General features: G+C 36.3%; 24 protein-coding genes and 1 other annotated feature. Of the genes, 15 read left to right on the top strand and 9 right to left on the bottom strand.

Features of this window, described 5'->3' with window-relative positions; all coding sequences use genetic code 11:
* Positions 1–11 precede the first annotated feature (11 nt).
* Complete coding sequence (gene recD2 / locus KUA55_RS12690; protein ID WP_218326754.1) at positions 12–2,429, top strand: SF1B family DNA helicase RecD2; 2,418 nt, start codon at positions 12–14, stop codon at positions 2,427–2,429.
* A 17-nt stretch (positions 2,430–2,446) separates the two neighbouring features.
* Here recD2 and KUA55_RS12685 read toward each other — a convergent pair whose 3' ends face one another.
* Positions 2,447–3,424 carry a diacylglycerol/lipid kinase family protein gene (locus KUA55_RS12685; RefSeq protein ID WP_218326753.1) on the bottom strand — a complete coding sequence of 326 codons (978 nt, stop codon included), beginning with the start codon at positions 3,422–3,424 and terminating at the stop codon, positions 2,447–2,449.
* A 177-nt stretch (positions 3,425–3,601) separates the two neighbouring features.
* On the opposite strand from KUA55_RS12685, the gene KUA55_RS12680 reads away from it, so the two are divergent.
* The gene (locus KUA55_RS12680) at positions 3,602–4,102 is read left to right on the top strand and encodes a QueT transporter family protein (RefSeq protein ID WP_218326752.1); all 501 of its coding nucleotides are present in this window, start codon (positions 3,602–3,604) and stop codon (positions 4,100–4,102) included.
* A gap of 38 nt (positions 4,103–4,140) precedes the next feature.
* Here KUA55_RS12680 and cbpA read toward each other — a convergent pair whose 3' ends face one another.
* Complete coding sequence (gene cbpA / locus KUA55_RS12675; RefSeq protein WP_218326751.1) at positions 4,141–4,773, bottom strand: cyclic di-AMP binding protein CbpA; 633 nt, start codon at positions 4,771–4,773, stop codon at positions 4,141–4,143.
* 162 nt (positions 4,774–4,935) lie between these two features.
* On the opposite strand from cbpA, the gene rpmG reads away from it, so the two are divergent.
* The 5 genes from rpmG to KUA55_RS12650 all read left to right on the top strand — a co-directional run bounded on the left by rpmG (position 4,936) and on the right by KUA55_RS12650 (position 8,120).
* Positions 4,936–5,088: a 50S ribosomal protein L33 gene (gene rpmG, locus KUA55_RS12670; RefSeq protein WP_218326750.1), complete on the top strand. Its 153-nt coding sequence runs from the start codon at positions 4,936–4,938 to the stop codon at positions 5,086–5,088.
* A gap of 126 nt (positions 5,089–5,214) precedes the next feature.
* Positions 5,215–5,385 carry a preprotein translocase subunit SecE gene (gene secE / locus KUA55_RS12665; RefSeq protein WP_218326749.1) on the top strand — a complete coding sequence of 57 codons (171 nt, stop codon included), beginning with the start codon at positions 5,215–5,217 and terminating at the stop codon, positions 5,383–5,385.
* A 96-nt stretch (positions 5,386–5,481) separates the two neighbouring features.
* Entirely contained in the window at positions 5,482–6,024 is a 543-nt protein-coding gene (nusG, locus tag KUA55_RS12660; RefSeq protein ID WP_218326748.1) for a transcription termination/antitermination protein NusG, read from the top strand.
* A gap of 59 nt (positions 6,025–6,083) precedes the next feature.
* A complete protein-coding gene (locus KUA55_RS12655; RefSeq protein ID WP_218326747.1) occupies positions 6,084–6,962 on the top strand; it encodes an alpha/beta hydrolase in 879 nt (292 codons plus the stop codon).
* 66 nt (positions 6,963–7,028) lie between these two features.
* Positions 7,029–8,120, top strand: coding sequence for a lactate oxidase (locus tag KUA55_RS12650; RefSeq protein WP_218326746.1), 1,092 nt, complete (start codon positions 7,029–7,031; stop codon positions 8,118–8,120).
* Between the two features lie 40 nt (positions 8,121–8,160).
* Here KUA55_RS12650 and sdaAA read toward each other — a convergent pair whose 3' ends face one another.
* Together sdaAA and sdaAB are read right to left on the bottom strand one after the other, a co-directional pair.
* Entirely contained in the window at positions 8,161–9,048 is an 888-nt protein-coding gene (sdaAA, locus tag KUA55_RS12645) for an L-serine ammonia-lyase, iron-sulfur-dependent, subunit alpha (protein WP_218326745.1), read from the bottom strand.
* Between the two features lie 12 nt (positions 9,049–9,060).
* Positions 9,061–9,735 (bottom strand): L-serine ammonia-lyase, iron-sulfur-dependent subunit beta, encoded by a 675-nt coding sequence (gene sdaAB / locus KUA55_RS12640; protein ID WP_218326744.1) that lies wholly within the window; start codon positions 9,733–9,735, stop codon positions 9,061–9,063.
* A gap of 296 nt (positions 9,736–10,031) precedes the next feature.
* Between sdaAB and rplK the strand changes: the two genes are divergently transcribed.
* The 5 genes from rplK (at position 10,032) to KUA55_RS12615 (ending at position 13,250) form a co-directional block, all read left to right on the top strand.
* A complete protein-coding gene (gene rplK, locus KUA55_RS12635) occupies positions 10,032–10,454 on the top strand; it encodes a 50S ribosomal protein L11 (RefSeq protein ID WP_218326743.1) in 423 nt (140 codons plus the stop codon).
* Between the two features lie 95 nt (positions 10,455–10,549).
* Positions 10,550–11,239 (top strand): 50S ribosomal protein L1, encoded by a 690-nt coding sequence (gene rplA, locus KUA55_RS12630; protein WP_218326742.1) that lies wholly within the window; start codon positions 10,550–10,552, stop codon positions 11,237–11,239.
* 44 nt (positions 11,240–11,283) lie between these two features.
* Positions 11,284–11,409, top strand: a sequence feature (ribosomal protein L10 leader region).
* A gap of 34 nt (positions 11,410–11,443) precedes the next feature.
* Positions 11,444–11,944, top strand: a complete 501-nt coding sequence (rplJ, locus tag KUA55_RS12625; RefSeq protein ID WP_218326741.1) for a 50S ribosomal protein L10 — start codon at positions 11,444–11,446, stop codon at positions 11,942–11,944.
* Positions 11,945–11,995: 51 nt separating this feature from the next.
* On the top strand, positions 11,996–12,367 hold the full coding sequence (gene rplL / locus KUA55_RS12620) for a 50S ribosomal protein L7/L12 (protein ID WP_218326740.1): 372 nt from the start codon (positions 11,996–11,998) through the stop codon (positions 12,365–12,367).
* Between the two features lie 229 nt (positions 12,368–12,596).
* Positions 12,597–13,250, top strand: coding sequence for an MIP/aquaporin family protein (locus KUA55_RS12615; RefSeq protein ID WP_218326739.1), 654 nt, complete (start codon positions 12,597–12,599; stop codon positions 13,248–13,250).
* A 42-nt stretch (positions 13,251–13,292) separates the two neighbouring features.
* Here KUA55_RS12615 and KUA55_RS12610 read toward each other — a convergent pair whose 3' ends face one another.
* Positions 13,293–14,624 (bottom strand): amino acid permease, encoded by a 1,332-nt coding sequence (locus KUA55_RS12610; protein ID WP_218326738.1) that lies wholly within the window; start codon positions 14,622–14,624, stop codon positions 13,293–13,295.
* Between the two features lie 181 nt (positions 14,625–14,805).
* Complete coding sequence (locus KUA55_RS12605) at positions 14,806–15,744, bottom strand: 2-dehydropantoate 2-reductase (RefSeq protein ID WP_218326737.1); 939 nt, start codon at positions 15,742–15,744, stop codon at positions 14,806–14,808.
* Between the two features lie 167 nt (positions 15,745–15,911).
* Here KUA55_RS12605 and KUA55_RS12600 point away from each other — a divergent pair, with 167 nt between their 5' ends.
* The gene (locus KUA55_RS12600; RefSeq protein ID WP_218326736.1) at positions 15,912–16,544 is read left to right on the top strand and encodes a VTT domain-containing protein; all 633 of its coding nucleotides are present in this window, start codon (positions 15,912–15,914) and stop codon (positions 16,542–16,544) included.
* Positions 16,545–16,554: 10 nt separating this feature from the next.
* On the opposite strand, the gene KUA55_RS12595 is transcribed toward KUA55_RS12600, so the two are convergent.
* Genes KUA55_RS12595 through KUA55_RS12585 form a run of 3 tightly spaced genes read right to left on the bottom strand, consistent with a single transcriptional unit; the run spans position 16,555 to position 20,518 of the window.
* Positions 16,555–17,571 (bottom strand): LacI family DNA-binding transcriptional regulator, encoded by a 1,017-nt coding sequence (locus KUA55_RS12595; RefSeq protein ID WP_218326735.1) that lies wholly within the window; start codon positions 17,569–17,571, stop codon positions 16,555–16,557.
* Between the two features lie 19 nt (positions 17,572–17,590).
* Positions 17,591–18,241 (bottom strand): beta-phosphoglucomutase, encoded by a 651-nt coding sequence (gene pgmB, locus KUA55_RS12590; RefSeq protein ID WP_218326734.1) that lies wholly within the window; start codon positions 18,239–18,241, stop codon positions 17,591–17,593.
* Between the two features lie 9 nt (positions 18,242–18,250).
* Positions 18,251–20,518, bottom strand: coding sequence for a glycoside hydrolase family 65 protein (locus tag KUA55_RS12585; RefSeq protein ID WP_218326733.1), 2,268 nt, complete (start codon positions 20,516–20,518; stop codon positions 18,251–18,253).
* Positions 20,519–20,746: 228 nt separating this feature from the next.
* On the opposite strand from KUA55_RS12585, the gene KUA55_RS12580 reads away from it, so the two are divergent.
* Together KUA55_RS12580 and KUA55_RS12575 are read left to right on the top strand one after the other, a co-directional pair.
* Positions 20,747–22,936, top strand: coding sequence for a PTS transporter subunit IIBC (locus KUA55_RS12580; RefSeq protein ID WP_218326732.1), 2,190 nt, complete (start codon positions 20,747–20,749; stop codon positions 22,934–22,936).
* 3 nt (positions 22,937–22,939) lie between these two features.
* On the top strand, positions 22,940–23,764 hold the full coding sequence (locus KUA55_RS12575; protein ID WP_343214724.1) for an endonuclease/exonuclease/phosphatase family protein: 825 nt from the start codon (positions 22,940–22,942) through the stop codon (positions 23,762–23,764).
* The last annotated feature ends 252 nt before the right edge of the window (positions 23,765–24,016 follow it).

Raw genomic sequence — 24,016 nt, 5'->3', positions numbered from 1 at the left:
AGGTGAAACAATTGTCTGAGGAAATCTATCTTAAAGGGCGACTAGAAGCTATTTTCTACCAGAATCCTAGTAACTTTTACAAAGTTTTGTTGATAAAAATTACAGAGACCAATAGCGATTACTTGGAAAGTGAAATTGTCGCCACTGGTAGTTTTGGTGATCTTCAAGAAGATGAAGAATATCGTTTTGTCGGACAATTTGTGGATCACCCTAAATATGGCAAGCAATTTCAAGTTGAGCGTTATGAACAAGCCCAGCCTACTTCTACTAATGGGATTATCAATTATTTATCAAGTGAAAAATTTCCTGGAATCGGAAAGAAAACAGCAGAAAAAATTGTTGAAATCTTAGGAGAAGGTGCTATTGATGCCATTAATCAAAATCCCGACAACTTAAATCAGATTCCCAACCTAAACCAAAAGAAAAAAGCCCAAATTGTCGAGACTATTCGTAAAAATTATGGGATGGAACAAGTGATTGTTGGCTTAACAAAATATGGCTTTGGTAGCCGATTATCCTTTGCAATTTTTCAGATGTATCGCCAAGAAGCTTTAGATGTAATTCATGAAAATCCTTATCGCTTAGTGGAAGATATTGAAGGAATTGGCTTTAAAAAAGCTGATAATTTAGCTGAACAATTAGGCATAGCGGCTGACAGTAAGGCAAGAATTCGGGCAGCTATTTTACATCAGGTTAATGAAGATGCTAATCAAAGCGGCGATACTTACGTAGAAGCACAAGAATTATTAAACGAGACCTTGAATTTATTAGAAAATTCTCGTCCCGTGGAAATATCTCCTAATCAAGTAGCCGATACTATCATTGAATTAGTTGAAGAAGATAAAATTCAGCAGGATGCCACCAAAATATATGAGAATACCTTATTCTTTAGTGAGTGGGGCATTGCTTCTAGCATCGAACGATTATTGGCCCGTAAAAAAGAGATTAGTTATGATAAAAAAGAAATCACAAAAAAGTTACGGGTGATTGAAAAACGCTTAAAAATTACTTACGGAGATTCACAGGATCAAGCAATCCAAAAAGCAATCGCTTCACCATTATTTATTTTAACTGGTGGTCCAGGGACAGGAAAGACCACTGTAATTAATGGTATTGTACAATTATTTGCTGAATTGAATGATTTATCATTAGATCCTAGCGATTACACGCAAGCCATATTTCCAATTCTATTAGCGGCACCCACCGGACGGGCAGCCAAACGGATGAATGAAACCACCGAATTGCCAGCTAGTACGATTCATCGGTTATTGGGGTTAAATGGACGAGAAAAGACTCCTGAGATAGAAGCCAAGGATTTAGAAGGTGGCTTATTAATAGTCGATGAAATGTCGATGGTAGATACTTGGCTGGCTAATACGTTGCTAAAAGCGATCCCCAATAATATGCAAATTATTTTAGTTGGCGATAAAGATCAGTTGCCATCAGTTGGCCCAGGACAAGTCTTTCATGATTTATTACAAGTTGAAGATATTCCTAAGATGGAGCTAACAGAAATTTATCGTCAAGGTGACTCTTCTTCTATCATCCCATTAGCTCATGAAATTAAGGATGGTCGTTTACCTAAAGATTTTCAACAAAATCAAAAGGATCGTTCTTTTATTGCTTGTAATGCTTTTCAAATGGAACAAGTCATCCGCCAAATTGTTGAGAAGGCGAAGCAAAAAGGTTTCTCAGCTCAGGATGTACAAGTTTTGGCTCCAATGTATCGAGGACCAGCAGGAATTGATGCAATTAATAAAATGATGCAAGAGATTTTTAATCCTAATCCCGATGGTAAGAAAAAAGAAGTGAGTTGGAACGAAAATGTTTATCGAATTGGCGATAAGGTTTTACAATTAGTTAATGAACCAGAATTAAATGTTTTTAATGGCGATATGGGCATTATTGTCGGAATTATTCCAGCTAAGGAATCAGAAGATAAAGTCGATGAATTAGTGATTGCCTTTGACAGCAATGAAGTCAGTTACAAAAGAAATGATTGGAATAAAATTAAGCTTTCTTATTGTTGTTCTATTCATAAAGCGCAAGGTAGTGAGTTTGAGATGGTGTTGTTACCGATGGTACGGCAATACCAGCGAATGCTACAACGAAATTTATTATATACTGCAGTAACACGCAGTAAAGATCGGCTCATTTTGTTAGGAGAAGTGGAAGCTTTTGAAGTTTGCGTTTCGAAGGAATCAGCTGTAAGAAAAACAACTCTGATTGAGCGAATTACTCATGGCGAGCAAGCCGTAACACAAATGGAAAAAGTGAAGAGTATGGAAGCGCCTTTTGAAGAAGAAACAACTGAAAAAGTAGTTGAAGCTGCTTTTGGTCCTAAGATATTAACGAAAGCCTTAATTCAAACTCAAACAATTGATCCATTAATTGGAATGGAAGACATTCGTCCAGAGATGTTTATGTAAAAAGAGGAGTCCAACGATTAGTTGAGCTCCTCTTTTTCAGCATACCAGATATGTTGCGAACTAGTTGCAAAACTAATATCAAATGAACGTTTACCCATGTCCTCACCATCTGATTGTCCTTCTTGTGGTTGAACTGAGACAATTCGGATTTTTGAACTGGTAAAATGTTTAAAGTGACGATTGTTCGTATGTTTTTTCATAAGTAATTGGATAAAGAAACGTAATATAGCAGGGAAACTAGGTCGCTCCACGATGACTAAATCAATCGTTTCTTTTTTTGGATCAGCCATTGGTGCAATGGCAAAACCACCACCAAAATAAGGAATATTCGTAGTAGTGCATAAAAAAGTTCTTTGAAAAGTTTCTTGGTGACCATTTAGCTCAACTAGAATCGGAAACGGCTTTTGCTGAAAAACGGCTTTAACCAATGAAAATAAATAAGCTGCTGAACCTAAATGATATTTATTTAAAACTTTTTTTGCTGTTGAGGCATTGGTAGTTGAGACAATTAGGGCATCTAATCCAATCCCAACATTGTTTAGAACTAAACCAAATTCTTCATTGATTTTTTCTTCGTAAGTTAAAACATTAATTTTTTGCGGAGCCTTAGCTGCTAAAATTTGCTCTAAAGCTACTTTTGGATTTGCGGACAGTCCTATACCACGAGCAAAATCATTGCCAGAGCCGGCTGGAATATAGCTCACAGGAAAGTCGTGGGCAGACAAATAAAATTGATTAACGACTTCATGTAGAGTACCATCGCCACCGATAATAATTAAAAGATGAAAGACTTCATATTCAGTATCAGCTTCCCAGGTAGATAATAAGGGCATAATTTTATTGACGATGTCTTTTTCTTCGCCGGCAAAATTAGTGTAATAAGGCGTATAAGTTATATTCTTTTCGTCTAGAAGATCAATAATGATTTGGGCTTTTTTAGCTGCGTTTCCAGATCCTGCTGCCGGATTTATTAATAAATGATAGTGAAAATTCATGAATTTGCCATCCTCTCCAAGAAATGATTATAACAGAGGATAGCTAAAAGCGGCACCAGAAAGTTTAGTCTTTCATAGAAACCTTGACAATTAGGTGTAAATTTTTTATCCTTAATAAGTTGTTTGCGGTTCATCAACCATCCCGCATTATCAAAACTTGGAGAAAGAAGGGGAAACATGCATATTGCACAAAAACAGAAAACAAGAGTGGTCGTAACTAACGGAATCATCATGGCATTATACTTAGCATTAACCATTTTAGTGACACCCGTTGCCAGTGGCGCAATTCAATTTCGAATTTCTGAAAGTCTGAATCATTTAGTTGTTTTTAATCGGAAATATTTATGGGGAATTTTAGGTGGCGTTGTTGTTTACAATGCGATTTTTGGCATGGGTTGGCCGGATGTCGTTTTTGGGGGTGCCCAAACGTTGTTGGCATTGGCCTTAACAAGTGCCTTACAAAAAGTTGTTCCAAACGTCAAAGTTCGTTTGGCCTTAAACACATTATTCTTCACTGTCAGCATGGCATTGATTGCTGCAATGTTAAATATTACCGTGGCCGCACCATTTTGGCCGACATATGGCTGGACTGCTTTAAGTGAATTTATTATTATGGCAATCTCAGCACCATTAATGTACTTTATTAATCGTGGTGTTGATTTTGGTGATCGAATCTAAATAAAAGGCCTGAAACTTTTTGGTTTCAGGCTTATTTTTTATCTCATGGTTAACGCTTCGACTTCAGCAACTTCAAAATGTTTACGCTCAAGATGATCAATAATATTATTTAATTTTTTTTCATCAATGCCAGCAGGTAAAGTAAATAAAGTCCGGCGACTGTCTTTACCGACATCTAATGTGATACAGCTAGCCAAGCTAGTAAATCGCGCGATGGCTTTAGTCATAGCTGCCAGATCTCCTTTTTTTCCTTCTGAAACAACAGTTAATACATAGCTGCCAGTCCGGAAATTCCAAGATTCAGATAACATATTTAGTAAAGTACTGTGAGTCAATATACCGTAAAAATGATTGTTCTCATCTAGTACTGTAATATACGGTAATTCTTTGATACTAAAGAAAACTTTAAAAAAAGAAGTGTCTAATGAAATAAATTTTGTAGCATTTTTTAACAAATGTGTGACTGGTAAATTTAGATCACCACCATTGGCTTTATGGCGATAAATATGCATTTTATAAATATTTCCACGAAAAATTTGTTTACTCTCATCTAAAATAGGTACACAACGAAAACCAGTACTTTCTAAGATATCCAGCGCTTCCTGTAATGTGGTAGATTCGGTAATTGTGGTCAAGTTTTCTTTTGGATAAACCAAACTTTCTAATAACATTAAAGTTACCCTCCAATAATAGGCTTCATTTCTTCATTATCTTATCATACTATTAATCCTAAGAGCATTATTTTTATGAAACTTTTTAAAGCGTCAGAGACAATTGACAGCCCGCATCTTTGATGATAATGTTATCATTGAATTAGTTCGAGGAGGATTCAGATGGCGACAAAAAAAGCAGCCTTGGCCTGTACAGTTTGTGGTTCTAGAAACTACACAAAGAGTATTAGCGAAGGAAAAAAAGGCGAGCGGTTAGAAATCAATAAATTCTGTAAACATTGCCAAAAATATACGTTACATAGAGAAACAAAATAATATTTTCTAAAGAAGAAATTTAATACCATCATATGAGCTAGGTATCAGTTTTACTAAAAGCAATAAATAAGTAGAAGGGTATCTACAGTGAGAATAATATTAAATTACAAACTAGGAGGAAAAACCGTGAAATTTTTACGTAGCGTAGTAGCTGAAATGAAAATCGTAACTTGGCCTTCACGTAAACAATTACGAAAAGATTCGTTAGTAGTTATCGAAACAGCCATTATCTTTGCCTTGATGTTTTATGTCATGGATACAGCGATTGGTTTGCTATTTAAATTTATTATTGGGTAGTAGGCAAGTATTTAAAAACATGCTATAATGTGAATGAGAAAAAACCTTGGAGAACTAAGGTTTTTTTATTTTAGAACGAGGAGCCGATTAATTAAAATGGAGTCTTTTGAAAAACAATGGTATGTCTTACACACATATTCCGGCTATGAAAACAAAGTAAAAGCAAATATTGAATCCCGTGCCCAAAGTATGAGAATGGAAGATTATATCTTCCGTGTAGTCGTTCCTGAAGAAACTGAAACAGAAGTCAAAGGTGACAAAGTTAAAGAAACAGTTCATAAAACTTTCCCTGGTTATGTCTTAGTTGAAATGGTCATGACAGATGATTCTTGGTATGTTGTGCGTAATACGCCAGGAGTAACTGGTTTTGTCGGCTCACACGGAGCAGGAAGCAAGCCTGCACCATTAATGCCAGAGGAAATCAACCATATTTTAAGAACAATCGGTATGAGTACACGTCAAAGCGATTTAGAAGTAGAACTTGGTGAAACTGTAAAAATTATCGAAGGAGCTTTTGCAGGTCTTGAAGGTGTGATTACTGAAATTGACGAAGAAAAAGAAAAATTAAAAGCCAATGTTAATATGTTCGGTCGGGAAACAAGTACCGAATTAGATTTTGATCAAGTGGATAAAATTTAAAAATCGAAGCTAAAGTATGAGATCACTCTACTTTAGCTTTTTTTAATCGAGGAGCTAAGATGAAAAAAGTCTTTTTATTTGTTGTTCTGCTGATTGTCATTGTTTTTGCAGCCGGATGCACACAACAGAATAAACAACCCCAACCTAAAACAAACGAAACTAGTCAAACCAAGAAAAATGGACAAGATACTTATGAAAAAAGTAATGTTCCGACTGTTTATTTTCATGGTTACGGTGGTACTTATCAATCATTAGGTGGCATGATAGACCGTTTGGAAAAGCAAGAAATTACTAAAAGAGAAATGGTTATTCGTGTAGCTGTAGATGGTCGTTTATCCATTGATGGAGCATTAAGCAGTCAAAATAATAATCCGAGTATCCAAGTTTTATTTGACGATAATCAAAACAATGAATGGAATCAAGCAGAATGGATACATAATGTTTTTACTTATTTAAAAACTCAGGGAGTTAGTCAAATTAATGTTGTTACTCATTCGATGGGTGGTGTCAGTTTAGTCAGAAGTCTAGCCACTTATGGGCAAACAGATGAAGTAGTCACAATCAATAAATTTGCTTCCATTGCAGCCCCGTACAATAATTTTTTAGATACATCCAGTCAGCAAATAGTCAAAGAATTATTGCGTAATGGGCCAGCTGAAGAATCAGATCGATATATTTTTTATCGTGATCATCTAGATAATATTCCGACAAATATAAACATTAAGATGATTGCTGGGAAATTAGATAAGCAAACATTTACCGACGGGACGGTACCAACAACTAGTGCTTTGGCTTTGTTCAGTTTACTAAAAGCACATAATGATACTGTTTCGTATGAAGTATTTACCGGCGCCAACGCCCAACATAGTCGTTTACATGAAAATCCAAAAGTTGATCAATCTGTAGCTAAATTTTTGTGGGGAATCAAAGCAAGCTAAATTTCTTGCCGCCTTTTCATTACAGATGTATGATGCCAAAGTAATCAAAAGAAAGAAGGATTTATAATGGCTTATATTACTAGTAATGAAGAACATCCAATTGATATTGTTAACATTCAATCATTAGAAGGACGGGTCAAAGCACAAATGGACAAAGGTGCGTTTGGTTATATCAGCGGCGGTTCTGAAGATGAAATAACATTAAGAGAAAATACTAGTGCCTTTAATAAGAAAAAAATTGTGCCTCGTGTGTTACAAGGAATTGAAAAACCAGATTTGTCGACACAGCTTTTTGGGATTGATTTAAAATCACCAATCATCGAAGCTCCGTCTGCAGCACAAGGTTTATCTCATTCAAAAGGTGAAGTGGCTACAGCGATTGGCACGGCAGAAGCTGGCTCGATTTTTACCATAAGTACTTATGCGACAACCTTAATTGGAGATGCAGTTGTAAAAAATGCACCACAGTTCTTACAATTATATCTTTCGAAAGATGAAGGCTTTAATCAATATATTTTAGAAGAAGCTGTCAAAGCAGGCGTCAAAGCAATTGTATTGACGGCCGATTCGACTTTGGGTGGTTATCGTGAAGCTGATATTGTCAATCAATTTCAATTTCCTATTCCAATGAAGAATTTAGCAGCCTACAGTGAAAAAGATGGTCGTGGCGATGGTGAAGGAAAAGGGATTGCGGAAATTTATGCTGCTGCTAAACAAGCTATTGCACCTGATGATATTCAAAAAGTAAAAGATTTGACCGGATTACCTGTGATTGTCAAAGGAGTACAATCGCCTGAAGATGCTGTTGTAGCAATCAGCGCAGGAGCAGACGGTATTTGGGTATCCAATCATGGTGGTCGTCAATTGGATGGAGGACCTGCTTCATTTGAAGTCTTGCCAGCAATTGCTTCAGCTGTCGCAAAACGCGTTCCAATTATTTTTGATAGTGGAATTCGACGTGGGGAACATATTTTTAAAGCTCTTGCAAGTGGAGCAGATGTTGTTGCAATTGGTCGACCAATTATTTATGGTTTAAATCTTGGTGGATCAGCCGGTGTTAAGTCTGTTTTTGATCATTTTAATAAAGAATTGACAATCACTATGCAATTAGGTGGCGCAAGAAATATTGAAGATGTAAAAAATACAAGTTTATTGTAAAAGAAAAGGATTGACTCTTTTTGAGCCAATCCTTTTTTGCTTATACAGGTTGTGTTTCTTTTTCTTCACCGTAAACTTGACGTTTTAAGCGGAGACCAGTAGGAGTAGTTGCAACGCCACCTTCTGCTGTTTCTTTAAAGATTTGAGGCATTGCACGTCCAACTTGGTACATTGCTTCCACTACTTCATCTGGTGGAATGACACTGCGAATACCGGCTAACGCCATATCGGCTGAGATAAATGCTTGTGAAGCGCCCATAGCATTTCGTTTCACACAAGGAACTTCTACCAAACCAGCTACTGGGTCACAAATTAAGCCCATTACATTTTTTAAAGTAATCGCCAGAGCATTAGAAGCAGTTTCTGGTGAACCCCCATTTGCCGTAACTAAAGCCGCAGCCGCCATTGCGCTAGCAGAACCAACTTCAGCTTGACAACCACCTTCAGCTCCAGAAATAGAAGCATTGTTGGCCATCACTAAGCCAAAAGCACCAGCAGTAAATAGAAAATCCAATTGTTCTTCGTGATTTAAGTTTAGTTTGTCGCGAGCCGCCATTAAGACACCAGGTAAAACTCCAGCACTTCCGGCTGTAGGAGTTGCGCAAATTAAGCCCATTTTGGCATTGACTTCATTGGTAGCAATTCCGTTTCGAACGGCTCTCAAAATTGTATCTCCACTCATGAATTTACCACTTTCAATGTAGTCATTCATTTTTTTGGCATCGCCACCAGTAATACCAGTAACAGATTTTACTCCGGCAATTCCTTCGTCGATTGAGTTTTCCATCACTTCTAAGTTTCTTTCCATTAAACCAATGATTTCTTCTCTGGTACGATCAGTCAATTCCATTTCAGTTTGGATCATTAGTTCTCCTACTGAGGAGTAATCTTTGGATTGTTCAACAAGCTCTTGAATAGTATAAAACATGTTTAGTCCCCCTTATTTGTAGTAGGTAACGCTAATGACGTTATCCACGGATTTAAGATCTTGACGCAGTTGTTCCGGATTTTCTGGTGTATCATCAACTTCTAGTAAAATGATTCCGTTGTCACCCTTGGTTTGACGAGTCATAGTCGCTTTACCAATATTTAAACCTTGAGCCAAGAAAATAGTAGAAATTTTAGCTAATAGCCCTGGAACATCTTTGTGCATAATGATATAGGTTGGTACACCAGTTGAAAGTGAAATACTATAACCATTTAATTCTGTAATCTCAATGTTACCACCACCAATTGAAACCCCAGTGATCGACATTTTGTAATCGCCTTTGATCATGGTAACGGTAACAGTATTTGGATGATTTGAAATTTCTTTTTTTGGTACAAATAAAACTTCCATGCCACGTTCATGAGCAATTTTCAATGAATCAGACAGGCGTGGGTCATCAGGATCCATACCTAAAATTCCACCAACCAAAGCAACATCGGTACCGTGACCACGATAAGTCTTAGCAAATGATTCATATAGATCAAACTCGATGGAATCAGGTTGTTCACCATAAATCATACGGGCAACCTTTCCAATTCTAGCAGCACCTGCTGTATGTGAGCTACTTGGACCAACCATAACGGGTCCGATAATATCAAAAACACTTCGGAATTTTAATACTTCCATTACAATAACCCTCCTTATTTCTTGTGAAAAAACTCATTTGACTTCATAAATAGTGTAACATAGGAATTTTTTGCAATAAAAAATTTTAAGAAAAATATTTTGTTATTCTAATAGTTATTAAAGGGAGTATGAAGCATATTATTATTGTCTAAAAATTTAAACAATATAAATTTGACTTGATTTTAAAAATATCTTTTGCTATCATGTTCAAGTGTGCATTTACGCACGCTGTTTTAAGTGGGAGGAGAAATCTTGATCTCCATTAACCACATCACGGACCCAAGGAGGTATGTCTCGTGGCAAAAAAAGTAGAAAAACTTGTTAAATTACAAATTCCTGCAGGAAAAGCAACTCCAGCACCCCCAGTAGGACCAGCTTTAGGTCAAGCCGGTATTAACATCATGGGCTTCACTAAAGAATTTAACGCACGTACTGCTGATCAAGCAGGTTTAATTATCCCAGTTGTGATTTCTGTATACGAAGATCGTTCATTCACTTTCGTAACAAAAACACCACCGGCAGCTGTTTTATTGAAAAAAGCAGCGAACATTGAAAAAGGTTCAGGCGAACCAAACAAAAATAAAGTTGCTTCAGTAACGAAAGCACAAGTGCAAGAAATTGCTGAATTGAAAATGGAAGACCTAAACGCTGCAAACGTAGAATCTGCAATGCGCATGGTTGAAGGAACTGCAAGAAGCATGGGGATTACAGTAGACTAATTCCTGATTTAGAACGCTTCTGAAGTTGGCTCTTGATTGAAAGATCAGAACACGTGGGAGGTTCTACCGTTATAACCACATAAGGAGGAAACAAAATGGCTAAAAAAAGCAAAAAAATGCAAGATGCATTGAAAAAAATTGACGCAACTAAAGCATACGCAGTTACAGAAGCTGTCGCTTTAGCAAAAGAAACAAACTTCGCAAAATTTGACGCAACTGTTGAAGTTGCTTATAAATTAAGCGTTGACCCTAAAAAAGCAGATCAACAAATTCGTGGGGCTGTTGTATTACCAAACGGAACTGGTAAAACTCAAACTGTTTTAGTATTCGCTAAAGGCGATAAAGCAAAAGAAGCTGAAGCAGCTGGTGCAGATTTCGTTGGTGACGACGATTTAGTTCAAAAAATCCAAGGTGGATGGTTTGACTTTGACGTTGTTGTAGCAACTCCTGATATGATGGCGACTGTAGGTCGTTTAGGACGTGTCTTAGGCCCTAAAGGTTTAATGCCTAACCCTAAAACAGGTACTGTAACAATGGACGTAACAAAAGCTGTTGAAGAAGTTAAAGCTGGTAAAGTAACTTACCGTGTTGACAAAGCTGGTAACATCCACGTGCCAATCGGAAAAGTTTCTTTCGACGATGCTAAATTAATCGAAAACTTTAACACAATCAATGATACTTTATTACGTGTGAAACCTGCGACTGCCAAAGGTCAATACATCAAAAATATCACAGTGACTACTACATTTGGTCCTGGGATCCATGTTGATCAATTTTCATTCTAATAAATACTTGACTCAGACACTTTATCTATGATAAGGTGTCTGAGGTTAATAATTTAATCGTACCGAAGACAGTAGGTGGCATTGCCTTAATTTCCTACCGAGGACATTTATTGAGAACATTCAATAGTCCCTCTATGTCTACGGTGGCATAGGGTTTTTTTATTGAAAAAATCCATCCATCAAAATCAGGAGGTGAAACATAAAATGAGTGAAGTAGCAATCGCAAAAAAATCAGCAATCGTTGATGAAGTTGTTGAAAAGTTTAAAGCAGCATCATCTGTTGTAATCGTGGATTACCGTGGTTTAACAGTTGAAGAAGTAACAAACTTACGTAAACAATTACGTGACGAAAATGTTGAAATGAAAGTTATCAAAAACTCTATCTTAAGCCGTGCCGCAGTTATTGCTGGTCTAGATGGTTTAGGTGAAGTATTTACTGGTCCTACAGCTGTAGCATTCAGTAATGATGATGTTGTTGCACCAGCTAAGATTATGGCTGAGTTTGCAAAAACTGCTAATGAATTAGAAATCAAAGGTGGTATTATTGAAGGAAAAGTAGCTTCTATCGAAGAAATTACTGCTCTTGCAAAATTACCAAACCGCGATGGTCTTCTATCTATGCTATTGTCTGTATTACAAGCGCCAGTCCGCAACGTGGCTTACGCTGTCAAAGCAGTCGCAGAAAAAGAAGAAGAAGTGGCTTAATTGCTGCATAATATAAAAAAATAAAACTTACTTATATGGAGGAAATTTAAAATGGCATTGAACATTGAAAATATTGTCGAAGAACTAAAAGGCGCGACAATCTTAGAATTAAACGACTTAGTAAAAGCTATCGAAGAAGAATTTAACGTAACAGCTGCTGCTCCTGTAGCTGCTGTAGCTGGCGGCGCTGCTGCTGGTGCTGCTGAAGAACAAACTGAATTCACAGTTGAATTATCAGCAGTTGGCGATCAAAAAGTTAAAGTTATCAAAGCAGTTCGTGAAGCAACTGGCTTAGGCTTGAAAGAAGCTAAAGCTGTAGTTGATGGCGCTCCTGCACCAGTTAAAGAAGGTATCTCTAAAGACGAAGCTGAAGCATTAAAAGCTTCTTTAGAAGAAGTTGGCGCTTCTGTAACTGTAAAATAATCATTTTAATCTGGCTAGTCATCATTAGATGGCTAGCTTTTTTGTTATTTCTAAATGAAGTGGTAAAGTAATGACTCTCACAATAAAGTGATATAAAGGCTTTCATTTCACTATATCTAGCTTTATTTTTCACATAAAATGATTATATTTTTAGAAAAGTGTTTTTACTTTACAAGTATGGTTCTGTTATATTATCTTAACTTATCAAATAAAGAAAGAAGTTTAAAAGATGAGAAAATATGTAGCAGAATTTTTAGGTACATTTATGTTGGTCTTTATAGGGACTGGGAGTGTTGTTATTGCAAAAGGAGGGACTTTGACGATTGGCTTGGCCTTCGGTTTGGCAATTACCATGATGGCTTATGCGGTTGGTGGCGTGTCAGGAGGGAATTTTAATCCTGGTGTTTCGATTGCAATGATGATTAATAAGCGCCTTGAAATAAAGGATGGTATTTTTTATATTATTGCCCAAGCTTTAGGTGCAATTGTTGCTTCAGCAATTATTTCTATTTATGTGAGTGCTTTGGGGTTGCCAACTGACAGCCTAGGTCAAACAGATTTTCCTAATATCACTGTTGTTCAAGCATTCGGATTTGAAACTTTAATTACATTTTTATTTGTACTGGTCATTTTGATGGTTACTAGTAAAAAATATGGTAATAGTCAGATGGCACCATTAGCAATCGGAATCACATTGGGATTTTTAATTATTGTCGCATTGAATTTAACAGGCGGATCTCTAAATGCCGCTAGAAGTTTAGGACCAGCTCTATTTGCTGGTGGTTCAGCGTTAAGTCATTATTGGGTGTACTTATTGGCACCAACTTTAGGAGCGATTATTGCTGCTTTTGTCGGTCGATTTATGGGTAGTGAAGAAGTATAAAAAAATCATGGGTTAGTGTCCAAACTAACTCATGATTTTTTTTTAATTATTTGGCAATGTATGTTTTTGCTTTTTTTGAAAACTTAAAAAGATGACACAGTATAAGATACCTGTGAAGAGCGTAACTCCCCAGTTATTGTTTGCAATAATTCCAATTAGAATTAAGCTTAAGGCAACAATTGCAAATCCGCTAGAAAAAATATCCTTTGATGAATGTTTCCTATGGGCCAATACAAAGGCTCCAATGCTAATCAACATCCAAGTCAGTAAGACAGAATATGAAATTGACCCTACTAAATAATTAAACAAATTGTTGCCTAAAAAATACGACAGAATAACGCCAATATATAAAGTTCCGGTACAAAATAAAACAGCTTTTTGAGGGACTTGATGCTTGTTCAATCCAGCTAATTTTTTAGTAAATCCATGATTATCTTTTAATCGAAAGTAAAGGGTTCTTGATGATGCGTACACTCCTGAATTAATTGATGAAAATAATGCTAATACAATAACGAAATTAACGATATCCGATGCAAATGGGATATTCACTTTCTCAAAAACCAAGACAAATGGGCTAATGTTAGTTTGTGCCAGAGTTTGCCAATTATAAATAATCATAAGTAAAATCATTGGTACAATGTAAAAGGAAATAATTCGTCCCATGACCCCTTTGATAGCTTTAGGTATCGCAATTTTTGGATTTTCAGTTTCACTTACAGTGATGGCAATTAATTCCGATCCACCGTAAGAATAGATAACAACCAATAGAGAACTAATTAAACCTTTTATTCCGTGAGGTGCAAAACCTCCATGACTATTCATTTTCGCAAGGGTCGCGCTAAAGCCTATATGAAAAACTTCATTGGCAACCAGATAGCCACCTAGTGCAATCAAAATTAAAATAATGGTAATTTTCGCAAAAGCGAGCCAATACTCAGTTTCAGCAAATAAAGTCACTGAATATAAATTAATCATGGTGGTTAAAATTGCTAAAAACAAGACAAATATCCAGGCGGGTACATGAGGAAACCACAGCTGTAAAAAAGTTGCGGCAGCTACGGCTTCAGCGATAATATTAACCATCCACAAGGACCAATAGAGCCAATCAATAAAGTCCGCCGCGTGATCTCCTAAATAAGGTTGAACAATTCCTGACAGACCATGAACATTTTCTTGGTCTAAAATCAATCGACCTAGTCCACTCATGACGATAAAAAGTATCATACCACCAATTAGAAAAGCTAATATGACTGATGGGCCGGCAATGCCGATAGCTTCTCCACTACCTTTAAATAAACCAGCACCAATTGCACCACCTAAAGCCAACATTGTGATGTGGCGAGCGGTCATTTTCTTTTGTAAATTCGTTTCCATAAGCTCTCCTTATATAATAAGTAAATTTGAAATATTCAGATAATTCTAAATAATAATAGCAGAAAAGAATTATTCAGCCAGTATTATGAACTTAGTTTTATAAATCATTCATAAAAATTAAAAACATGAAAAATTTTTCGATAAAATAAATACCACTGTTTACAATAAACAGTGGCATTTTTTATTTAGCATTTAACAATTGTTCTTTGCCATGAATTAATTCTGTTAGGAAGGCACAATAAGGAGTAGGAATTTCCAGACGCTGTCCTTTACGCCAAACAGCACCGTTGATATAGTCGATCTCAGTTTTGCGCTGGCTTTTAATTAAATCTTGATACATTGATGGATAATGTCTGCCTTGAGTTTCGGGATCGTAGGTAGCTTCAATGGCTGCAATGACCGACGCTTGATCAAGGTGAATACCTTCTTGCTGACTAACCGTGGCAAATTCAGAAACAATTGCCGTAATTAAATCTTTGGTGACAGTTAAATTTCCAAGTTCACCGACGTTGCAATCTAAAATCGTGCATAAACCATTTAAAGTACCGTTGATGCAAGCTTTTTTCCAAATGGAGTAGCGTACATTGTCACTATACACAGGATTTAATTTGGCTTTTTTAAAAACGTCAACTACCTTTAAAGTAAATTCTTTACCTGAAGGTTCGATGTTTTCCATCTCAATTGCACCTGTACCAGTTAATTCAGCATAACCAGGACCTTTTAGACCAGCTGTCCAGGTAGTCGTTCCAAAGATAATGTTTTCTTTAGGGACGTATTTCTCTAATGTATCTTCATGACCTAAGCCGTTTAGTAAGGACAAAACATAAGTTGTTGGATGAATTAGTGACTGAATCATTTGAAACATTTGATCTAATTGCATCGATTTGGTTAAAGCGACGATTAAATCTACTTGTAAATCAGCAGGTAATTCGGTCGGGCTATAAATAGGCAAATGGGCTACAGCTTCTTGACCATTTAAGTTTGCAAGTAAACCTTTTTCTCTGATCGCTGCAATATGAGCAGGCCAAGTATCAATTAAAATTACTTGATTCCCAGCAGCGTGTAACATTAAACCAATTCGGCTACCCATAGCTCCGGCGCCCGCAATGGCAATTTTCATAAATATCACTCCTCGTAAAGTCAGTATACAAAAAAGATAGAGAATCAGAGAAGTGATTTGATTGGTAAAAACTAAAAAGTTATTTTTCTCTTTAGAAAAATGAAATACCTTTTAATTTTCAGAAAAAATCGTATGATTAATTTAGAAAATTCGAAGGAGTAAATGAAATGGCATTGATTGATTTTATTTTGCATATTGACGCCCATATGCAAATGTTGGTAGCAACATATGGATTAGGTATTTATCCAATACTATTTGGTATTATTTTTATTGAGACAGGTGTCGTTGTTTTTCCGTTTTTACCAGGGGATTCTTTTTTATTTGCGGCAGGAGCTTTAACTGCTTTAGGTGGAAGTGTTTTACATTTACCATATGTGATTTTAATCTGTATTGTAGCAGCTATTTTGGGTGATACGATGAATTATTGGCTGGGGCATAGTTTAGGAGTCAAGGCGCTCTATCATTCACCAATTAGTCGATTTATAAAAGAAGATAAAGTGCGAGAAGCGGAGAATTTTTTTAATGAACGAGGGAAGTGGACGATTTTTTTAGGTCGCTTTATGCCGTTTGTGCGGACTTTTGTACCATTTATTGCTGGCTCTAGTAAAATGCACTGGCCAACTTTTTCTTTTTTCAACATTTTTGGTGCGATTGTTTGGGGATTAGCTGGGACCTTAGCAGGTTATTTTCTAGGAAATATTCCAATTGTCAGCCAACATTTTTCGTTGATTATGCTAATGATAGTCTTTGTCTCTTTAGTACCGATGGTTCTTCCGTATTTGAAACAAAAAAACGCTTGATTGTTTTCAATCAGGCGTTTTTTCGTGCTATAACTGTTTCTCTTTGAATTAATTCGTGAGGGACAACCAGCTGACTTCCATGGACTGGTTTTTGCTGAATTTGATCAATTAATTTTTCGGTAGCCAAATGACCAAGATCGGTAATATCCACATCAACAGTCGTTAAATAAGGATGAACCAAAGTTGCAAAGATGGAATTGTTGAAACTGATCAGCGATAAATCATCAGGGACAACAAGACCGTGTAGATTTGCCAATTGAATAATTCTAAGGGCAAAGACATCATCAATTACCACTAAAGCTGTAGCTTCGGTTTCTTTGATTAGGTTTGGAAAATTGGTGAAATCCTCAGTTTTAGTGAAAGTTGCGGCAGGAAAAGTCGTAAGTCCCGCCCGCATCAAAGCTTCTTGATAACCAAAATAGCGTTCAAAAAAGAGTACTTCTTCGTCAACGTTAGAAGCAAATAAAATTTTCTGATGTCCTTTTTGGATCAAAAATTCTGTGGCTTGCTTGCCTAATAATTGATTGTCGTTATCGATATAAGTAACCGCAGATTCTTGTTGTGCCGGTCGACCGATTAAAGTAAAGGGAATTTTGTTAGCAATTAAATATTCTGCGACAGGATCACGATTCTCAGAATAACTTAAAATAAAACCATCGACTTGTTGTTGGCGATACATCCGCATCACGCTAGCTAACAAAGCCTCCATAGTTTTTGCAGAAGCGATTGCTGTTGTTACTTGATATTCATGGGCCGCTTCGTTGACGGTATTAATTAATTCTAGATAAAAAGGATTGCCAATCCGTTCCTTAGAATCTAGTGGCGGTAAAATGACCGCAATTGCATTAGCTTTTTGTTTGCCAAGATTTCTAGCGGCTGCATTAGGGAAATAATTCATCTCCTGCATGATTTTTCGAACTTTTTCTTTCGTATCATCTGAAATACTAGGATGATCATTGATTACACGTGAGACAGTTGAAGGAGAGACATTGGCTTTTTTAGCGACGTCTTTTACTGTAGGTTTCACATTCATCTCTCCTTTTAATTTATTTCCATTGTTCTTTTAGATAATTAAAACTCAATTTGTCGGTAGATGCAACAGTCGGTACATCACCTATTATTTTTTTCGAACCAACACCGATTGGTTGCGCACCACTAGCGATAATAGCACTAATGCCAGCCTTAGCATCTTCAATTCCAATACATTCTGCTGGTTTTAGATCAATTATTTCTGCTGCCAATTCAAAAATATCGGGTGCTGGTTTACCATGAGCGACTTTACTAGGATCGGCAATCCCATCGAAATATTCAGTTAGGGCTAATTGCTTCAGTAAAAAAGGCCCATTTTTACTAGCAGAAGCTAGAGAAATTCTTATCTGATGCTCCTGTAATTGCTGCAATAAAGCTAAAATACCTGGATAAACATCCTTAGGTGAGATTTGTTGAATCATTTGTTGGTAGTTCTCATTTTTTTCCTTAGCTAATGCGATAAATTCTTCTGATGAAATATTTGTCTTGTTGCCATGTTTTAACAACAAGGTCAGGGAATCTTCTCGACTTACCCCTTTTAGTTGCTCATTAAAGGCTCGATCAATTGTAAAGCCGAGTTTTTCTGCTAATTTCTTCCAAGCCAGATAATGATACTCTGCTGTATCAGTAATCACACCATCTAGATCAAATAATACTCCTTTAAACATCTCATCCTCCTAGTGAATCTGTTTTTTTAAAATATCTGTTAAAGTAAAAGTTTCATCATATAAAGTAATAGATAATGGTTCGCCAGATTCTAGTTTGAAGATTACTTCATTCGCGTTTACACTAACGGCAATCAAACGACCTCGGTAATTAATATGAAAAGCATAGCTCTGCCAGTTTTTAGGTAAGAATGGGGCAAAACTTAATTCTTCTTGATAAGTTTTCATTTGCGCAAAACCTTGTACAATTGCTAACCAGCTGCCAGTCATTGAGGTAATATGCAAACCATCTTCAGTATCATTATTGTAATTATCTAAATCTAAACGAGCAGTACGCTGGTACATTTCCATCGATTTTTCTTCCATGCCTAATTCGGCTGCTAAAACAGCGTGAACTGATGCAGAAAGTGAACTTTCATGGACTGTCATTGGCTCATAAAAATCAAAGTTCTGTTGCTTTTCTTCTTTAGAGAATTGGTCATTAAAGAAATAAATTCCTTGTAAAACATCTGCTTGCTTAATAAAACAAGAACGTAAAATTTTATCCCAGGACCAATTTTGGTTTAATGGTAAATCTTCAGGAGATAAATCCTTTGCAGGCATTAAATCTTTGTCTAAGAAAGTGTCATGTTGAACAAAAATACCTAATTCTTGATCTTCAGGTAAATACATTAAATCAATAATTTCCTGCCAATGAACCAATTCTTCATTTGAAATAGTCACAGTGGTACTTGTTTGATATTTTTGATAAGTCTTTAGCGTATAGTTTAAAATCCAGCGAGCCAAATAATTAGTATACCAGTTATTATTGATGTTATTTTCGTATTCATTTGGACCCGTGACACCGTGAATCATATATTTTCCTTGACGTTTAGAAAAATGGACCCGATCAGCCCAAAAACGGGAAATTTCAGTTAATACTTCTAAACCTTCTTTTTTCAAATAAGCTTCGTCACCAGTATAATTGGCATAGTTATAGATAGCATGGGCAACTGCACCATTTCGATGGATTTCTTCAAAAGTTATTTCCCATTCGTTATGACATTCGATGCCAGTAAAAGTTACCATTGGATATAATGCGCCTTTTAATCCTTGTTGACGGGCATTATGGTGAGCTTGCGGCAATTGATTATGGCGATATTTCAATAAGTTTTTAGTGACTTCTGGTTTAGCCAAAGCCAAATACATCGGTACTGCATAAGCTTCTGTATCCCAATAAGTTGCACCACCATATTTTTCGCCGGTAAAGCCTTTTGGACCAATATTTAGACGTTCATCCTCACCATAATAAGTTGAGAATAGTTGGAAAAGATTAAATCGAATGCCTTGTTGCGCTTCATCATCACCTTCGATTTTTACATCGGCTAATTGCCAACGATTTTCCCATGCAGCTGTTTGTTCAGCTAATAAGTCTTCAAAGGATAAGTCGTATGCTTCCACTAACTTAACAGCTGTTGTCACTTGCTGATCTTCTGGAATATCACGACTCGTCACAATCACGACTCGTTTTTCCAAACTAGCTGTTTGATTTTCTTTCAAATGGTAATTAAAAGTTTCGCTAACTTCCATCGGTGCTTCAGCAAGTCTTCCAGAAACAGTGGTATGATGCTTCATTGCTGCAGTGATTGAAAATTGATCAACGCCGAAAGGATTGGGAATTGTTTCCGCAGTTAGATAACTGATATTTTCTTCACTGCCACGATTTTTTTCTAGCCAAAACATTTCGTCATAATTACTGTCTTCATTATGAACTTGATTATCTAGTTTTGAGATAATTTTCACTTCTGCTTCTCCAGCCAAAATTTCAAAATCTACTTTAATAACAGCCAATTCTAATTTTGTAATACTTAGGAAGCGTTTGAAATTAAAACGAACGGTTGCGCCAGCTATCTCAGAAACAAAACTTCTAGTTAGCAGACCATTTCTCATATCCAATGACAAGTCAAATTCAGAAAAATCGATCTTAGCTAAATCCACTTCGATTTGATTCACAAAGATTTTCATCTGTAAAAAATCAACAGCATTAATCACTTTTCCAAAGTATTCAGGATAACCGTTTTTCCACCAGCCAACTCGCGTTTTGTCTGGGAACCATATACCAGCTAAATAAGTGCCTTGATGATGATCATCACTATAAGTTTCTTCAAAATTTCCTCGCATACCCATATAACCATTTCCAATACTGGTTAAAGATTCTTGCAAGCGGCGATTCTCACGGTTTAACTCATTTGTTTTTATTTTCCAAGGATCGATTGCGAAAAGTCGTTGAATTTTTTGCATAATAAGCCTCCTATTAAATTTCTATAAATTGATAATAGCGCAATCGATTGCGTAAGTCAAACTGAATTAATGAAAAGAATTCAAATCAATATAATTGATATTAAAATCAAGGAATAAACGATTTTATCTTTTTTGATTGAAAGAGTTTACAAATAATAATTTTGCGTATATAATGCAATACATCGAAACCGATTGCGTAGATTGGTCGTAAAAAGGAGCGAGCTTTTAATGGAGAAAATCAAACAGGTATTTAGTTTTGCTTTCTGGCAAAAATTTGGGAAAGCACTGATGGTCGTTATTGCTGTAATGCCAGCAGCTGGATTGATGATCAGTATCGGTACATCGATTCCGATGATTTCACCAGACTTAGGGTGGTTAGCAACAGTTGGTGGTGTTATTGAAAATGTTGGTTGGGCAATTATTGGGAATCTACATGTCCTATTTGCTTTAGCGATTGGCGGAAGTTGGGCGAAAGAAAAAGCGGGTGGTGCATTTGCTGCAGGGCTATCATTTATTTTAATTAATCGTATCACCGGAGCAATCTTTGGAGTAACTAGTGAGATGCTGGCAAATCCGGAAGCAGTGACTCATACCTTATTTGGTCAAGAAATTGCGGTCAATGGCTATTTTATTAGTGTTTTGGAAGCTCCCGCTTTAAATATGGGGGTTTTCGTGGGGATTATTGCTGGTTTTGTTGGAGCGACTGCTTACAATAAATACTACAACTTCAGAAAATTACCAGAAGTGTTAACTTTCTTTAATGGAAAACGTTTTGTTCCCTTTGTTGTCATTTTTCGGTCAGTTTTAGTTTCATTGATTTTGGCATTAATTTGGCCTGTTGTCCAAACGGGGATCAATAATTTTGGTATCTGGATTGCAAATTCTCAAGATACAGCACCGATTTTGGCTCCGTTCTTATATGGAACGTTAGAACGATTGTTGCTGCCATTTGGCTTGCATCATATGTTGACAATTCCGATGAATTATACACAATTAGGTGGCGTTTATGAGATTATGACAGGGGTTAATGCGGGTCAGCAAGTATTTGGTCAAGATCCATTATGGTTAGCTTGGGCAACTGACTTAGTCAATTTAAGAAATGCTGGTGATATGGGTCAATATAATGATTTGTTAGCAGGTCTGACGCCGGCTCGTTTTAAGGTTGGACAAATGATCGGCGCCTCAGGAATATTGATGGGATTAACTTTTGCAATGTATCGCAATGTAGATTCTGGCATTCGGAAAAAATATAAATCAATGTATTTATCAGCAGCAGTGGCTGTTTTCCTAACTGGTGTAACTGAACCTTTAGAGTATATGTTTATGTTTGTAGCGGCACCGTTGTATGCTTGTTATGCAGTCATTCAAGGTTTAGCCTTCGCAATGGCGGATATTATAAATTTACGGGTTCATTCATTTGGAAATATTGAATTGTTAACAAGAACGCCGATGGCCATCAGAGCAGGTTTAGGATCTGATTTATTCAATTTTGTATGGGTAACAATCCTATTCGGCATATTTACGTATTTCTTTGCTAGCTTCATGATTAAGAAATTTAATTACGCAACTCCTGGTCGTGCCGGAAATTATGAAATTGACAATGATGATGAAACGACTGGTAATAATAGTGGTAACGGTTCAGCTGTTGCCGATGATCAAATTGTTAAAATTATTAATCTTTTAGGTGGGAAAGAAAATATTAGCGATGTAGATGCTTGCATGACACGTCTGCGAGTTTCAGTTAAAGATCATGATCAAGTAGGTAGTGAAGAACAATGGAAAAAAGCTGGTGCCATGGGGCTGTTAGTCAAAGACAATGGTGTACAAGCAGTCTATGGTCCGAAAGCCGATATTTTGAAATCAGATATTCAGGATTTATTAGATGCCAATATCGAAATACCTAAAATTGATTTAACTGATCGTAAGGTTGAAACAACAGAAGAAAATAAAAATTTTAAAGGACTAACTGAAAAAATATCGTCCCCAGCAGATGGGCAATTCATTCCTATTGATAAAGTTGAAGATGAAGTTTTCTCGAAAAAAATGATGGGCGAAGGTTTTGCTGTTATTCCGACTGACGGGAATATTGTTAGTCCGGTATCAGGCAAAGTAGTGTCGATTTTCCCAACAAAACACGCCATTGGTTTAGAAACGTCAGAAGGAATTGAAGTATTGGTTCACATGGGTATTGATACTGTGGATTTAAATGGAAAAGGTTTTGAATTATTTGTAACAAGCGAACAAATGGTTCAAGCAGGAGATTTAATTGCTAAAGTTGACCTTGACGTACTGGAGTCGGCCGACAAATTAACAACTATGATTGTTATATTCACTAATGGTGATAAAATTAAAGATTATCGTTACGAGGCAATAGACAATGTTGAAAAAGGACAAGAAATTGGCACGCTAGAAATTTAAGAGGTGAGAGAAATTAATTTTTTAACCTTTAATACCCATAGTTGGCTAGAAAATAACGACCAACAACAAGTAGAAGTTTTAGCACAAAAAATATTAAAAGAAGATATCTCGATAATCGCATTACAGGAAGTCAATCAAAAAACTACCTCTAAAGAGATTCAAGTAGATCATTATTTTCAATTAAATAATGAACAGCAATCTATTCATGAGGACAATTTTGCTTATTGTGTAGTGAATAGATTGCGAGACTTAGGAACAAATTATTACTGGAGTTGGGCATTCAATCATATCGGTTATGACAAATATCATGAAGGTGTGGCAATTTTGTCGAAAACTCCATTTCAAGCTGAAGTGATAAAAATTTCGCTAGAAGATGATCCGGCAGATTATCACACACGAAAAGCGTTGTTGGGGAAAAGTGAATCTTTGTGTTTTTTATCTGGTCATTTTTCCTGGTGGAGTCAGTCTAGTGGATTTGCATATGAATGGAGAAAAGTTGAGGGTCGATTATGGGATGAAAAGTTGCCTCTAATTATAATGGGTGATTTTAATAATCCGGCGAACCAAAGAGACCAAGGCCGAGATTTAGTTTTAGCGAGTCAGCTAAACTTACAAGACAGTTTTGAAGTAGCGACTGAAAAGGTTGGTGAAGGAACAATCCCAGGGGGGATAGACGGTTGGAAAAAAAACGCTCAGTCCCTCAGGATTGACTACATCTTTTTGGCACAAGAATTTCTAGTTGAAAAATATCAAATTGTTTTTGACAATATTAGTGATTTACAAATTAGTGATCATTATGGGGTGCTTATAAAAACTAGTCTGAAATAGGCTAGTTTTTTTCTTTTAAAAAATACTTGACGAAGTCTTAAGAGAATGATAATCTAACTAAGCTGTCAAATGACGAAGGCAAACAATTTGAAATGATTTAAAAAGTTTCGAAAAAAATATTTCAAAAAGTTGTTGACATTCATTCGGTCAGCTGTTATGATATAAAAGTTGCTGATGCAACAGAAATAGACCTTTGAAAACTGAACGAATAAGACGAACCAAATGTGTAGGGCGTTCCTATTAATAGGAACA

This window comes from Enterococcus alishanensis (assembly GCF_019218635.1).
GTDB classification, from domain to species: domain Bacteria; phylum Bacillota; class Bacilli; order Lactobacillales; family Enterococcaceae; genus Enterococcus_A; species Enterococcus_A alishanensis.
Note: the sequence above shows the minus strand (reverse complement) of the source record. Positions and strands in the feature narration are given on the sequence as shown.

What these genes read in the sequence shown, in the direction of transcription:
- KUA55_RS12605 (WP_218326737.1), bottom strand. Translation starts at nt 15,744, where the DNA reads ATGAAAATTGCCATTGCGGGCGCCGGAGCTATGGGTAGCCGAATTGGT.
- KUA55_RS12610 (WP_218326738.1), bottom strand. Translation starts at nt 14,624, where the DNA reads ATGGAAACGAATTTACAAAAGAAAATGACCGCTCGCCACATCACAATG.
- KUA55_RS12585 (WP_218326733.1), bottom strand. Translation starts at nt 20,518, where the DNA reads ATGCAAAAAATTCAACGACTTTTCGCAATCGATCCTTGGAAAATAAAA.
- pgmB (WP_218326734.1), bottom strand. Translation starts at nt 18,241, where the DNA reads ATGTTTAAAGGAGTATTATTTGATCTAGATGGTGTGATTACTGATACA.
- KUA55_RS12685 (WP_218326753.1), bottom strand. Translation starts at nt 3,424, where the DNA reads ATGAATTTTCACTATCATTTATTAATAAATCCGGCAGCAGGATCTGGA.
- KUA55_RS12680 (WP_218326752.1), top strand. Translation starts at nt 3,602, where the DNA reads ATGCATATTGCACAAAAACAGAAAACAAGAGTGGTCGTAACTAACGGA.
- cbpA (WP_218326751.1), bottom strand. Translation starts at nt 4,773, where the DNA reads ATGTTATTAGAAAGTTTGGTTTATCCAAAAGAAAACTTGACCACAATT.
- KUA55_RS12615 (WP_218326739.1), top strand. Translation starts at nt 12,597, where the DNA reads ATGAGAAAATATGTAGCAGAATTTTTAGGTACATTTATGTTGGTCTTT.
- sdaAA (WP_218326745.1), bottom strand. Translation starts at nt 9,048, where the DNA reads ATGTTTTATACTATTCAAGAGCTTGTTGAACAATCCAAAGATTACTCC.
- KUA55_RS12600 (WP_218326736.1), top strand. Translation starts at nt 15,912, where the DNA reads ATGGCATTGATTGATTTTATTTTGCATATTGACGCCCATATGCAAATG.
- rplL (WP_218326740.1), top strand. Translation starts at nt 11,996, where the DNA reads ATGGCATTGAACATTGAAAATATTGTCGAAGAACTAAAAGGCGCGACA.
- KUA55_RS12650 (WP_218326746.1), top strand. Translation starts at nt 7,029, where the DNA reads ATGGCTTATATTACTAGTAATGAAGAACATCCAATTGATATTGTTAAC.
- rplA (WP_218326742.1), top strand. Translation starts at nt 10,550, where the DNA reads ATGGCTAAAAAAAGCAAAAAAATGCAAGATGCATTGAAAAAAATTGAC.
- KUA55_RS12580 (WP_218326732.1), top strand. Translation starts at nt 20,747, where the DNA reads ATGGAGAAAATCAAACAGGTATTTAGTTTTGCTTTCTGGCAAAAATTT.
- sdaAB (WP_218326744.1), bottom strand. Translation starts at nt 9,735, where the DNA reads ATGGAAGTATTAAAATTCCGAAGTGTTTTTGATATTATCGGACCCGTT.
- rplJ (WP_218326741.1), top strand. Translation starts at nt 11,444, where the DNA reads ATGAGTGAAGTAGCAATCGCAAAAAAATCAGCAATCGTTGATGAAGTT.
- rpmG (WP_218326750.1), top strand. Translation starts at nt 4,936, where the DNA reads ATGGCGACAAAAAAAGCAGCCTTGGCCTGTACAGTTTGTGGTTCTAGA.
- nusG (WP_218326748.1), top strand. Translation starts at nt 5,482, where the DNA reads ATGGAGTCTTTTGAAAAACAATGGTATGTCTTACACACATATTCCGGC.
- KUA55_RS12655 (WP_218326747.1), top strand. Translation starts at nt 6,084, where the DNA reads ATGAAAAAAGTCTTTTTATTTGTTGTTCTGCTGATTGTCATTGTTTTT.